This is a genomic window from Parasutterella sp., assembly GCF_057870745.1.
The window spans coordinates 32,882-45,518 of record NZ_DBMALT010000022.1 but is presented as its reverse complement, the minus strand read 5'-3'; the positions used below and the strand labels follow the sequence as shown (position 1 = coordinate 45,518).

The window sequence follows — 12,637 nt, the reverse complement described above, 5'->3', positions numbered from 1 at the left end:
TCACTGCAGACACCTTGGGGTTCGCTAGTCTTTCCCACTAGCGGGCAGACTCGGGACTTTCACCCTATAGAGAATGCTCATGCCGAGCACACCAAAAAGACGTCCCGCAGGACGTCTTTTATAAAATCTTCCAGCTTACTGAGCCAGTCTTGCCTTAAGCAGTGCGGAAACTCTGCCCATGTCAGCTTTGCCTGCGACTTTCGGCTTGATCATTCCCATGGCTTTGCCCATGGCAGCCGGGCCGCTGAGTCCGGCGGAAGTCACAACCTCGTCAACGATTTTCTGAATTTCTTCATCAGAAAGCTGAGCGGGCAAATAGACTTCGAATGTCTTAATTTCCGCAGACTCTTTATCGGCCAAATCCTTACGATTTCCGGCCAGATATTGTTCAACTGAGTCTTTGCGCTGCTTGATCAGTTTTGCAATGATCTGCTGAATGACAGCATCATCTGCGGTGATCTGCTCGTCGACTTCTTTCTGTTTGATGGAAGAAAGAAGCATACGAAGCGCGCTCAGTTTTTCTTTGTCATGAGCGCGCATCGCGTCGCGCATATCAGAGGTGATCTGGTCTCTTAAACTCATAACTGCCTCTGTTTTGAAGTGCTTGAAGAATTAGTAGAGCTTCTTCGGGAGCATCATGCTGCGAAGACGCTTGTAGTGACGCTTGATAGCGGCAGCTTTTTTGCGTTTGCGTTCAGCAGTCGGTTTTTCATAGAATTCGCGAGCGCGAAGTTCAGTTAAAAGACCGCTCTTTTCGATCGTACGCTTAAAGCGACGAAGAGCAACTTCAAAAGGTTCATTTTCTTTAACACGGATTGTGGGCATCGAGCACCTAAACTAAATAACTGTTTAAAAATAGTTTCTTGGTTGAGTAAGCGGAATGCACAGGCCTTCCCCTACTCGAAAGTCAGCAATTCTAATGCATTTTTCACTTCCGTGCCTTAACTATCTCATTTAAGTAACAATTTATTTAGTCTGCGACCTCGGAAAGACGGCAATTTTCCTAGCTGAAAAGATCGAATTGAGCACCTAACGCAACACCTATTTTTATCTCGACCCACAATAGATTCTTCTTTTGCTGAAGGAGCTCAAAAAATGGACAATGATTACTCATGGACAAAATTTAATCCTGCGGCCGCAAGGAAACTGTGCGCGTATTCCAACCGCAGAGAAGAACTCTTAAGCTGGCTTTATTCAGCACTGCCTGAAGAAACGAATTACCTTCACGGCCCCGATCACAAAAAGCTCACGGACATTGATCCTTTCACTGTTTTTGGCGTGATGAACCGTCACATCTCTCAGGAAAAGAAGGCGGAAGTTGCAAAGGCTTTCAAAATTTTCCTGAAGGTCGACGAACCGGCGCCGACGGACTTCCGCGGCGTTTCTCCGCTCAACAACGAAAACTCGATGTTCTTCGGCTTTAAAGACGGCAAGGCTGCAGAAGACATTAATAACTTGTGGACGCTCTATTTAGGACTCTTCGGAAAAAACGACAAGGTCGCCGAACTCTTTAATCAGATGACTCAGCACCAATACGGCATCAAGTTCAACCTGACCATGGGCATGTATTGGGTCTGCCCGACAAAGTATTTCCCGCTTGACGGCCCGAGCCGCAAATACCTCAATGCAAGAGGCGTTGCGGTTTCCGAAAAAGTGCCGACCTATGACGAATTCGTAAAAATCAGTGAGGAAGTCAGAGAAAAGCTCTGCGGAGGCTCGACCGCAGACAACGCATTCGCCATTGTGACGCGCGATATCTACTACAGTACTCACAAGGCTCAGTAAGGCTAAAATTTGACTTTAGCTATTTTTCATCGATAAAGAGAATGCTGATCCTCGGAATTGAATCTTCCTGTGACGAAACGGGTGTTGCCCTCTACGACACAGACAAAGGTCTTATTGCAGATGCACTTCACACACAAATCGAAATGCATCGTTTGTACGGCGGTGTCGTGCCCGAACTTGCCAGCCGCGACCATATTCGCCGCATTATTCCTTTGCTCAACGAGGTGATGAAAAAAGCCGGCAAGACACCGCAGGATTTAGATGCCGTTGCTGTTACGGAAGGTCCGGGACTTGCCGGAGCACTCCTCGTCGGTAATTCCGTCGCTTACGGTATCGGACTGGCGTTGGATATTCCGGTTGTCGGCATTCATCATTTAGAAGGTCACCTTCTCTCTTCCCTCTTGGCTGACGACAAACCGTCGTTCCCTTTCATCGCTCTGCTTGTCTCGGGCGGCCACACCCAAATTATGGAAGTTCGTGCGTTAGGCGACTATGAGCTTCTCGGGGAGACGCTGGATGATGCCGCAGGCGAAGCGTTTGATAAAACCGCACAGGCACTCGGATACTCTTACCCGGGCGGACCGGCCGTTTCTGCGCTTGCCGAGAAAGGTACACCCGGCGCCATTGAGCTTCCGCGCCCTTTGATTCATGCGCCGAATTTGGATTTCAGCTTTTCGGGCCTCAAGACGGCGGTTATGAACACGGTTCGCAAGGAACCGAAACCTCTGTCTCAAGAATTTAAGAATAATTTGGCACGCGCCTTCGTCGATTCCGTCACAGACGTTCTAGTCACGAAATGCCTGAAAGCACTGAAGAAAACCGGAAATAAATCTCTGGTTGCAGCAGGCGGCGTCAGCGCGAACAAACAGCTTAGGACTCGGCTGACGGAAGCCTGCCGCAGACGCGGCGTCAAAGTCTTCTTCCCGCCGCAGGCGCTTTGCACCGATAACGGCGCCATGATTGCGGCCGCCGCCGGTGCTCACTTAGCTGAAATTAAAGATCTGAAAAACAAAAAACCGGACGGATTTTCTATTAAACCGAGATGGTCTCTAGAGCATCCGAACGATAACGATTAGTTTTAGTGGGGACCGGAAGATTCCGGCTGAACCTTACAAACTACACACCTAATGAAAGAGCCGAGTTCACAAACCTCGGCTCTTCCTATATCTGCTTAAAATTTGTTTCTAAAGACTACTTTTCGATCGCGCACTCCACTTCAATTGCGCCTAATTGGTCTTTGAGAACTCTGGGATCGATCTTGACGTTATAGCCGCGTCTGCCGCCGTTGATGTAAATGAACGGCAAATCCAAAATCGTTTTTTCGACGTAAACCGGCATGTTCTTCTTCGTGCCAAACGGGGAAGTTCCGCCGACCTGATAGCCTGAATTTTTCTCAGCGATTGCAAGCTTGCATGGTTCAATGTGTTTACGATTTGTTTGACGGGCCAGATTCTTGGTAGAGACTTCGCGGTCACCGTGCATCAGGATAACGAGCGGTTTCTCATGCTCGTCCTGCATGATGAGCGTCTTTACGACGTTATGCTCATCTACCCCGAAACACGCGGCCGCCTGAGCTGTGCCGCCGTGTTCCACATATTCATAAATTCCGTCTTCGAAAGGCACTTTATGCTGCTTCAGCCACATGGTTGCCGGCGTGGCAGAAACATGTTCTTTTTTACTCATTCAAACTCCTCACATGTTTTGCTGTTCGTGCTTGAGCAGCCAACATTTTATTGAGACATTCTCTGCGGAATGTGCGAATCCGCCCAAATTGCTCTTCCCGACAACACGATGGCAGCCGACAAAAATCGGAAGCGGATTGTCTCCGCAGGCAGAACCGACTGCGCGAGGAGAGCTGTCGAGAGAATCGGCGATTTGACCGTACGTTACGGTGTCACCGGCTCTAACCTTAGCGATTTCCTTCCACACCCGACGGCGAAATTCCGTGCCGTCTTCACTGGGCTTCCAGCTATCCAAGACATGGATATCGCCTTTTAAATAGGATTGCAGAGCTTTGACCGCCTTGTGGCCGACAAAGCTCCCGAGGTCTTCTTCGACGGCTGCTTCCGACAGCTCACATTTAATGAGATCGCCGTCTGCAAACGTCAAAAGGATCGAACCGAACGGGGCGTTCAAGATCGCCTGATTATTTTTGATTCTCACGAGCATTCTCCAAGTCTTTCTTCCACAGTCCCTTAGGCAGAGGGAACTTCACATCCTCCTGCTGACCGGCCATGGTTTCAACTTCGTCGGCACCGAGTGTCCTGAGTTTTTCGACGATTTCGTCGACCAAGATTTCCGGGGCGCTGGCACCTGCCGTAATGCCGACTCTTTCTATGCCTTTAAACCAGTCAGGATTAATTTCTCCGGCATCGTCTAGCAGATAAGCTTTTGTTCCGGCGCCTTCGGCGACTTCTCTTAGTCGATTGGAGTTCGAGCTGCTCTTTGAGCCGACTACCAGTACGAGGTCCACGCGGCGTGCTAATTCCTTGACGGCGTCCTGACGGTTCTGGGTGGCGTAGCAAATATCTGCTTTTTTAGGTTCAGCGACCAAGGGGAAGCGCTTCTTTAATTCCTGAATCAGCTCTTTGGCGTCATCGTAGGAAATCGTTGTCTGACTGACATAAGCAACCTTCTCGGGATTCTCAACCTCGAGATCCCAGACCTGTGCGGGTTTTTCGATGACGTTGATGTCCGAGTCAACCTGTCCTACCGTCCCTTCCACTTCCGGATGGCCGGCATGTCCGATCATGATGATGCGGTAGCCCTGCTTGTGCATCTTGGTGACTTCCATATGAACTTTAGTCACCAGGGGGCACGTCGCATCGTAAATCGTCAGGTCGCGAGCCCTGGCTTTTTCTTCGACGGCTTTCGGAACGCCGTGCGCAGAGAACACGAGGACCGAACCGTCGGGCACTTCGTCGATTTCGTTCACAAAAATCGAACCCTTTTCTCTCAGGGAATTGACGACATGTTTGTTGTGAACGATTTCATGGCGGACGTAAATCGGCGCGCCGTGCACTGCAAGTGCTCTTTCAACGATCGCAATCGCACGGTCAACACCGGCGCAGAAGCCTCTTGGCTGGGCCAGCAGAATTTTCATAATTTTTAACGATAAATGCAGATCAAATGTTCTTACATATTAATAGAAACGCTGATTTTCCGATCCGGATTCGTTCCTGAAAACCGAGGTCATTCTTGTCCGAGACAGGAAGAATCACGGCTTCCGCGTTAAATCGGCTTCGAAAAGCGTAAGTCATTGATCCGCCAATTTACTCCTTCAGACCTGCGATCGGAAAATAAGTGTCGGGGACCAATGCAAAAAGTTTGAAAAATCAGTATAATCGCTGTTTTTGGTTCTCCCCGAGGCAGTATTTCGGCGCGAGAAAAGTTTTTTATAACAGTTATTATTCTGGAGAGTTAGCGATGGCACGAGTGTGTCAAGTCACCGGCAAGGCTCCCATGGTTGGCAATCGCGTCTCGCACGCGAATAACAAGACCAAGCGCCGCTTCATGCCCAATCTGCAGTACCGCCGTTTTTGGGTTGAAAGCGAAAATCGCTGGGTTCGTTTGAGAGTTACTAACGCTGCATTGCGTACGATTGATAAGAACGGCATTGAAGCAGTTCTGGCGGACCTTCGCGCCCGCGGCGAAATCTAATAGGAGTTCACCATGGCGAAAGGTATTCGTGAAAAAATCAAACTGGCTTCTACCGCCGGTACAGGTCACTTCTACACAACCACTAAGAACAAACGCAATTCTAGTGGCAAGATGGAAATGTCCAAGTACGATCCGGTTGCCCGCAAGCACGTGATCTACAAAGAAACCAAGCTGAAGTAATTCGGTAAGGTTTTAGAAAACCGAGGCGCAAGTCTCGGTTTTTTATTGCCTCCAAAAAAGCATAAAACACTCGCGGTTTTGAGAATTTCAAGACCGCGAGTTTTTATTTTTCAGAACTTACGCTTTTGCCGGTTCTTCGACGACCTCAGGCAATTCCTCCTTCACATCATCGGAAGGTTTATCTGCTTGGAGAACTTCGGCCGGTACTGCGGTTTCCGTCGGGGCTTCTTCCTTTTGCTCCGGTGCCGGAAGTTCGGAGGCCTTCACTTCTTCGTCCTTCGAAGCTTTGCGTTTGGACTCGGGCTTGACCTTTTCGAGCACGGCTCCGAAGAATCCGTCGGTACCGTTGAGCTGGGGCAGCATCACGAAGAAGTCTCCGAATCTCTGAGCCTGGTAGGGAGAGATTTCGATTCCCTGCTTGCCTAAGATTTCGTAGGAATTGAGCAGACGGAAATCCGGATTTTCAGCCAGGAAGTCATTGATGACGTCCTGGTTTTCTCTCTGCAGAATCGAGCATGTTGCGTAGACCAAACGGCCGCCGGCTTTCAGCATCTTTGCCGCAGAACGAATCACGGATTTCTGAATCTCGTTGATTCGATCCAGCTCTTCTTCTCCGAATCTCCACTTCAGGTCCGGATTGCGGCGATACGTTCCGGTGCCGGAACACGGAGCATCGACTAGGACTCTGTCCATCTTTCCGTAGAGTCTCTTCACACGCAGGTCGTGTTCATTGCGAATCACGGCCGGATGAATGTTGGACAAACCGGCACGACGCATACGCGGTGTCAGACCGGCAAGACGTTTTTCGTTGACATCGAAAGCGTAGATGCGGCCGGTTGACTTCATCAGAGCGCCTAAGGCCAGAGTCTTTCCGCCGGCGCCCGCACAAAAGTCGCAAACCATTTCGCCGCGTTTGGGCTGAACCAGACGAGCAATCAGCTGCGAGCCTTCATCCTGAACATCAACCTTACCTTCTTTATAAATCGGCCACTGAGTCAATGCCGGTTTGATGTTCAAACGAACGCATTCCGGAGAGTACTGACCCTTTTCTGCCTGAACGCCGTGCTGAGTCAGCTCTTCAATGACTTCATCAGGCGTCGCTTTGAGCGTGTTGACTCTCAGATCCAGAGGAGCACTCTGTTGCATGGCTTCAAACAAAGCCTTGTGATCCGTGTACTGGACCACGGCTTTATCGTAGAGCCATTTCGGCACTTCAGCCTGAATTTCTTTCGGAGCCTCGGAATTCTTCAGACGAAGCATATTCTTCAGAGGCTCTTTTTCGCGTCCGAGGATAGCGTCCGGAATATTGTCGATGCCGTACTGCAGGGCGAGCGTGAGCAGCCCCGTCAGCTTCGGAGCTTTAGCCGAGCAAACCGGCGACATGCGCCAAGTGATCATCGAAAGATGACGCATCGTGTAGTAGATGGCTTCGGCAATGATGGTTCTTTCACGCGGGCCGAGGTGACGAGCGTTTTTGAAATAAAGGCTCATCAGAACATCGGCCGGGCCGTCCAGCTTCAAAATCTTGCGCAGAGCCTTGGCGAGTTCGTCCACAATCAGAGAAGTAATGCGAACTTCGCCGTTATGCGTACTCTTCATTCGAGGATTAGGCGCCTTCTTCGGATCGTGTGTTCTTCTTTCTTCCGGCGACATACGGGCCAAACGTTCTTTGGCTGCGCGCTGACGATCCGTCAAATGGCGCTTGGGCGCTTCCCGGCGTCTGGCCGGACGAGCGGCCCCGCTTCTATTCGTTTTAGATTCCAATTTATTACTCCGTGTGGCAGAGCGGATCAGCCGAGAATCGCAAGTTCCTGACTTGCTTCTCTATCCATAATCGTTCTACCGTTTTCTAACCTGACTCTTCCTTCGGCAACAAGACGCACGGCGCGAGGATAGAGGATATGTTCCTGCTTCAAAACCCTCGCCGCCAATTCATCCGATGTATCACCTGCGAGAACGGGCACTGCAGCCTGTCCTACGATTGCACCTCCGTCTAATACTGCCGACACAAAGTGAACAGTAACACCGTGAATTCGAATTCCGGCTTCTAACGCCCTTTCGTGGGTATGAAGTCCGGGGAACATCGGAAGCAGTGCAGGATGAATGTTAAGAATTCTTCCTTCAAATGCATTAACGAACAGCGGCGTCAAAACTCTCATGAAGCCGGCCAAAACGATAAGGTCGGCATCGAAATCCTCGCAGGCCTTGACCAGCTCTTCTTCAAAAGCTTCGCGGGTAGGGAATTCCTTGTGATCAATCACTTTAAAAGGAATGTTGTTTTCCTTTGCAAAAGTGAGCCCTCCGGCTTCCGGGCGGTTGGAGATAACGCCGGAAATTCGGACGTCGTATTTCTCCGGCCAATTTTCCTGAACGGAACGCTCGTAAACCGCTTTGAAATTACTGCCTCTTCCTGAGATTAAGACAACGATATTTTTAGACATGATCGGATGTGTTCGTAATGAATACCGAGATTTTGCCACTGTTCTCCGTTGGTTTTGAAAGAAAAGGCTTTTCTAACAAGAATTTTCATATTCATCCGTCGGAGCCTTCGCCGAGCGTCTTTTATAATCAGTGGTTCGGACCATTTTTCTCGTGTCCGAATTCTGTTTTTGAAACTGATTAATTTGTTCACGGAACATTAAGGATGAAAAAGGTTTTTAGGGGACTGCCGAGTCCTGAAGAACGGCTTGACTGTGCGGTTGCCATCGGAAACTTCGACGGAGTTCACCGCGGCCACCAAGCTCTTCTTCATGAAGTTGTTGAAGCAGCGCACGCCAGACTGCTCTGCCCGGCCGTATTAACTTTCGAACCTCATCCGCGCGAATTTTTTAATCCCGAAGACGCTCCGCGCCGTATCTCGAGTCTGCACGATAAAGTGGAAGCCATCGAAGCCTGCGGTATCCAACGTGTTTACATTCTTCGCTTTAACGAACATTTAGCTTCGCTCTCTCCCTACGACTTTGTGAAGGAAATCCTTGTGGACGGACTTCATGCCCGCTGGGTGACCGTCGGAGAAAATTTCCGTTTCGGCGACAAACGCGCCGGCGACATCAAGCTTTTGGAGCAGCTGGGAAAAGAATTTCACTTCGAAGTTCATCCCATGCCGATGCTCTATCACACGCATGCGCCGATCTCGAGCTCCCGCATTCGCCATGCTTTAGCCGAAGGCGATATTCCGACTGCCAACTACATGTTAGGACGTCCTTACATGATCAGCGGCCGGGTTCTCCACGGCAAACAGCTCGGACGCACGCTCGGATTCCCGACGATCAATCAGCGTATTCTGCCGCCGCATTCCAAGGCCAAACCTGCCATTGAAGGCGTTTATGCCGTCAAAGCGCACGGTATCGGACCTCGTCCGATTGAAGGCGTGGCCTGTGTCGGAAGAAGACCGACGGTAGACGATCACGGCGAGTATCTTCTGGAAACTCATCTCTTCAATTTCCACGGTGATCTTTACGACCAGGATGTTAAGGTCGAATTCTTCTCCAAGATTCGGGATGAGAAAAAGTTCGGTTCTCTTGAAGAACTCCGTGCAGCGATTGCCGATGATCAGCTCAAAGCCAAACAGATCTTAGGACTTCGTATCTGATTTTCGATTAACCCTTGAAGAGCCCGAGGGGGCCAAGGACTAACATGACTGATTCTTCTCAGAAAAAACAGCCTCAGGCTGAAGATAAAAAATATCCTCTGAATTTGCCTGACACACCGTTCCCGATGCGCGGCAATCTTCCCAAGCGCGAACCGGCCTGGATTAAAGAATGGCTGGAAAAGGATGTGTACGGTAAAGTTCGTGCCGCACGCAAAGGCGAAAAACGCTTCCTTCTGCATGACGGCCCTCCCTATGCCAACGGAAACATTCACGTCGGCCACGCAGTCAACAAGATTTTGAAGGACATCATTCTTAAATCCAAAACGCTGGAAGGCTTTGATGCTCCGTACGTACCGGGCTGGGACTGCCACGGTATGCCGATTGAAATTCAGATCGAAAAGAAATACGGTAAGAATCTTCCTAAAGAAGAAGTCATGGCCAAGTGCCGTGCTTATGCCAAAGAGCAAGTGAAGGCACAGATGGCCGGCTTCCAGAGGCTCGGCGTGCTCGGCGACTGGAATGATCCGTACCTTACCATGCGTCCGGAAACCGAAGCCGAAGAAATTCGTGCTTTAGGCGAAATTCTCGGCAAAGGATTTATCTACCGCGGCCTGAAACCCGTGAACTGGTGTTTCGACTGCCAGAGCGCTTTAGCTGAAGCCGAGGTTGAATATAAGGACCGTCAGTCTCCGACATTAGACGTTGCTTTCCCGATCTCCGACGAGGACAAAGGCAAGCTCGAAGACGTCTTCGGCGTCAAACTGGAAAAACCGACCGCCGTCGTTATTTGGACAACGACACCCTGGACCATTCCTGCCAACCAGGCATTGAACATGCATCCGGATCTGGAGTACGTTCTCGTTGAAACTCCGAACCATAACTTCATCCTCGCCGAAGGCCTCTACGAAGAAGCCCTCAAGCGCTACGGCATGGAAGGCAAAGTTATCGCCAAGGCAAAAGGCGAAGCCTTCAAGGGTATCCGCTTCAAACATCCTTTGGCAACGCTCGACCCCTTCTACGATCGCTTCTCTCCGGTCCTTCTGGCTGATTACGTCGAGTCCACTTCCGGTACCGGTATCGTCCACTCTGCGCCTGCTTACGGTGTCGATGACTACATCTCCTGCAAGAGCGCCGGCTTCACCAACGACGAGATTCTGAATCCGGTTCAGGGCAACGGCGAATACGCCGCTTCTCTTCCGCTGTTCGGCGGCTTAAACGTCTGGAAAGCCAAGAACAAGATCTTGGATACCATCGCCGTTACCGGCAATCTGCTGTCCCGCGGCGAAATCGTCCACAGCTACATGCACTGCTGGCGTCATAAGACTCCTCTGATCTATCGCGCCACCAACCAGTGGTTTATCCGCATGGACGAGGCCAATGCCGATACTCAGGGCGTCGTCAACGAAAACGATCCGAAAGATCCTCTGCGCAAGACGGCTTTAGAAGCAGTTGAAGCAACCCAGTTCGTTCCCGAGTGGGGCGAAGTCCGTCTGCACAACATGATCGCCAACCGTCCTGACTGGTGTATTTCCCGTCAGAGAAACTGGGGCGTTCCTCTGCCCTTCCTCATCCATAAGGAAACCGGCAAACTGCATCCGGAAACGATGAAGATCCTTAACAAGGTTGCCGACATCGTTGAAAAAGAAGGCATCGAAGCCTGGACTCGTCTGACACCGACCGAACTTACGGATCTTGAAGCGGAAATGTACGAGAAGTCCAAAGACACGCTCGACGTGTGGTTTGACTCCGGTACAACCCACATGACCGTGATGAGGGGTTCTCACGCCGATAAGCTGACTTATCCGGCTGACTTGTATCTTGAAGGCAGCGACCAGCACCGCGGATGGTTCCATTCTTCTCTGCTCACGGGCTGTGCCATCGACGGCCGTGCTCCGTACAAAGGACTTCTGACCCACGGCTTCACCGTTGACGAACAAGGCCGCAAGATGAGTAAGTCTCTCGGCAACGTCATTGCTCCGTCTGAAATCAACGACAAGTACGGTGCCGAAATCCTTCGTCTGTGGGTTGCCTCTTCTGACTACACCGGAGAAATTTCTCTCGGCGAAAAGATCCTGAAGGGCACCGTTGACGCCTATCGCCGCTTCAGAAATACGATCCGCTTCCTGCTCGCCAACACCAGCGACTTCGACATCAAGAAGGATGCCGTCCCCGTGGAAGAAATGGTTGAACTGGACCGCTGGGCCATTGCCCGCATGAAGGCGCTTCAGGAAGAAATCCTGGATAAGTATGACCAGTACCAATTCCACACTGCTTACGCTGCCCTGCAGCTGTTTGCCAGCGGTGACTTGGGCGGCTTCTACTTAGACATTCTGAAGGATCGTCTCTACACGACGGCTCCGGACAGCGCCGCACGCCGTTCCGCTCAGACTGCTTTGTGGTACATCACCGATGCACTCCTGAAGCTGCTGGCTCCGGTGCTTTCGTTTACCGCTGAAGAGGCTTACGCCGTCTTCAATCCGGAAAACAAGGGCACAATTTTTGTCGAGCGTTTTGCCGAGCTTCCGAATGTGAAGGAAAGCGTTGAACTGCTCAACAAGTGGTCCATCATCCGCGATCTGCGCTCCAACGTTCAGATGGAAATCGAACGTCAGCGTGAAAAAGGTCTGATCGGCTCTTCTCTGCAGGCTGAAGTTTCTCTGAAGCTGCCGCAGGAAGAATATGACCTGATCAAGGGTTTGGGCGACGAAGCAGCCTTCGTCATGATTACCAGCAAAGTCACGCTTGACGGCGTCAGCCCTGAGCGTGTGATCACTGTGAAACCCAGCGAAGCGAAAAAGTGCGAACGCTGCTGGCAGTACAAAGAAAGCGTCGGTGAAGATAAGAACTACCCGACACTGTGCTGCCGCTGCGTCGGCAACCTTTTCGGCACGCCTGAAACCAGACGTTTTGCCTAATGAGAAGAACTGTCTCTTCCGTTAGACAGTGGAACTGGCCGGCCCTTTTGGGCTGGCTGGTTTTTGCACTGGCATTGACCGGTTTCGATCAGTGGACCAAAAACTGGATTCAGCATCGCCTTATTACAGGCGATGTCGATCGAATCACGGATTTCTTTAACTTGGTCGTCGCGTACAACAGCGGGGCGGCCTTTTCCTTCTTAGCCGATGCCGGCGGCTGGCAGCGTCCGCTTTTTGCAGGACTTGCCATCATTGTGAGTTTGGTGATCTGCGTGATCATTGCCCGCAACAGCGCCCGCAAATTTCTTTGCCTCGGGCTCGCTCTCGTTCTTTCCGGCGCACTCGGCAATGCCTGGGACCGTTTCACCATCGGTGTCGTCGTAGACTTTTTAGACTTTCATTTAGGTTCCTATCATTGGCCGGCTTTCAATGTCGCCGATATCTGCATTTGCTGCGGCGCCGGCATTGTGGTCCTGGCTGAGTTCTTCGGAAAGAAGAATTAATC

General features: G+C 50.9%; 14 protein-coding genes. 7 read left to right on the top strand and 7 right to left on the bottom strand.

What is annotated here, in order from left to right:
* Positions 1 to 135 precede the first annotated feature (135 nt).
* Positions 136 to 582: a GatB/YqeY domain-containing protein gene (locus tag ACZND6_RS07535; RefSeq protein ID WP_149879744.1), complete on the bottom strand. Its 447-nt coding sequence runs from the start codon at positions 580 to 582 to the stop codon at positions 136 to 138.
* A 30-nt stretch (positions 583 to 612) separates the two neighbouring features.
* Positions 613 to 825, bottom strand: a complete 213-nt coding sequence (rpsU, locus tag ACZND6_RS07530) for a 30S ribosomal protein S21 (protein WP_008811706.1) — start codon at positions 823 to 825, stop codon at positions 613 to 615.
* A 270-nt stretch (positions 826 to 1,095) separates the two neighbouring features.
* On the opposite strand from rpsU, the gene ACZND6_RS07525 reads away from it, so the two are divergent.
* Positions 1,096 to 1,785, top strand: a complete 690-nt coding sequence (locus ACZND6_RS07525) for an AAA family ATPase (protein WP_293737434.1) — start codon at positions 1,096 to 1,098, stop codon at positions 1,783 to 1,785.
* 41 nt (positions 1,786 to 1,826) lie between these two features.
* The gene (tsaD, locus tag ACZND6_RS07520; RefSeq protein ID WP_021867759.1) at positions 1,827 to 2,861 is read left to right on the top strand and encodes a tRNA (adenosine(37)-N6)-threonylcarbamoyltransferase complex transferase subunit TsaD; all 1,035 of its coding nucleotides are present in this window, start codon (positions 1,827 to 1,829) and stop codon (positions 2,859 to 2,861) included.
* Between the two features lie 115 nt (positions 2,862 to 2,976).
* Here tsaD and ybaK read toward each other — a convergent pair whose 3' ends face one another.
* Genes ybaK through ispH form a run of 3 tightly spaced genes read right to left on the bottom strand, consistent with a single transcriptional unit; the run spans position 2,977 to position 4,888 of the window.
* A complete protein-coding gene (gene ybaK, locus ACZND6_RS07515) occupies positions 2,977 to 3,468 on the bottom strand; it encodes a Cys-tRNA(Pro) deacylase (RefSeq protein WP_149879745.1) in 492 nt (163 codons plus the stop codon).
* A gap of 9 nt (positions 3,469 to 3,477) precedes the next feature.
* Complete coding sequence (locus ACZND6_RS07510; RefSeq protein WP_149879746.1) at positions 3,478 to 3,954, bottom strand: methylated-DNA--[protein]-cysteine S-methyltransferase; 477 nt, start codon at positions 3,952 to 3,954, stop codon at positions 3,478 to 3,480.
* Positions 3,932 to 4,888 carry a 4-hydroxy-3-methylbut-2-enyl diphosphate reductase gene (gene ispH, locus ACZND6_RS07505; protein ID WP_149879747.1) on the bottom strand — a complete coding sequence of 319 codons (957 nt, stop codon included), beginning with the start codon at positions 4,886 to 4,888 and terminating at the stop codon, positions 3,932 to 3,934. The genes ACZND6_RS07510 and ispH overlap by 23 nt, the downstream gene beginning before the upstream one ends.
* 323 nt (positions 4,889 to 5,211) lie before the next feature.
* Here ispH and rpmB point away from each other — a divergent pair, with 323 nt between their 5' ends.
* Together rpmB and rpmG are read left to right on the top strand one after the other, a co-directional pair.
* Positions 5,212 to 5,445: a 50S ribosomal protein L28 gene (gene rpmB, locus ACZND6_RS07500; RefSeq protein WP_008811700.1), complete on the top strand. Its 234-nt coding sequence runs from the start codon at positions 5,212 to 5,214 to the stop codon at positions 5,443 to 5,445.
* Positions 5,446 to 5,457: 12 nt separating this feature from the next.
* On the top strand, positions 5,458 to 5,625 hold the full coding sequence (rpmG, locus tag ACZND6_RS07495) for a 50S ribosomal protein L33 (protein WP_008811699.1): 168 nt from the start codon (positions 5,458 to 5,460) through the stop codon (positions 5,623 to 5,625).
* A 117-nt stretch (positions 5,626 to 5,742) separates the two neighbouring features.
* Here the strand turns inward: rpmG and ACZND6_RS07490 are convergent, their stop codons facing one another.
* Positions 5,743 to 7,389, bottom strand: a complete 1,647-nt coding sequence (locus tag ACZND6_RS07490) for an RsmB/NOP family class I SAM-dependent RNA methyltransferase (RefSeq protein ID WP_489524519.1) — start codon at positions 7,387 to 7,389, stop codon at positions 5,743 to 5,745.
* A gap of 26 nt (positions 7,390 to 7,415) precedes the next feature.
* Positions 7,416 to 8,066: a phosphoribosylglycinamide formyltransferase gene (gene purN, locus ACZND6_RS07485; RefSeq protein WP_149879650.1), complete on the bottom strand. Its 651-nt coding sequence runs from the start codon at positions 8,064 to 8,066 to the stop codon at positions 7,416 to 7,418.
* 203 nt (positions 8,067 to 8,269) lie between these two features.
* Between purN and ACZND6_RS07480 the strand changes: the two genes are divergently transcribed.
* From ACZND6_RS07480 to lspA, 3 genes are read left to right on the top strand one after another with little or no spacing between them, the layout of a single operon-like run.
* Positions 8,270 to 9,217: a bifunctional riboflavin kinase/FAD synthetase gene (locus ACZND6_RS07480; RefSeq protein ID WP_155165813.1), complete on the top strand. Its 948-nt coding sequence runs from the start codon at positions 8,270 to 8,272 to the stop codon at positions 9,215 to 9,217.
* Between the two features lie 44 nt (positions 9,218 to 9,261).
* Positions 9,262 to 12,132, top strand: coding sequence for an isoleucine--tRNA ligase (gene ileS / locus ACZND6_RS07475; RefSeq protein WP_149879652.1), 2,871 nt, complete (start codon positions 9,262 to 9,264; stop codon positions 12,130 to 12,132).
* On the top strand, positions 12,132 to 12,635 hold the full coding sequence (gene lspA, locus ACZND6_RS07470) for a signal peptidase II (protein WP_149879653.1): 504 nt from the start codon (positions 12,132 to 12,134) through the stop codon (positions 12,633 to 12,635). The genes ileS and lspA overlap by 1 nt, the downstream gene beginning before the upstream one ends.
* Positions 12,636 to 12,637 lie beyond the last annotated feature (2 nt).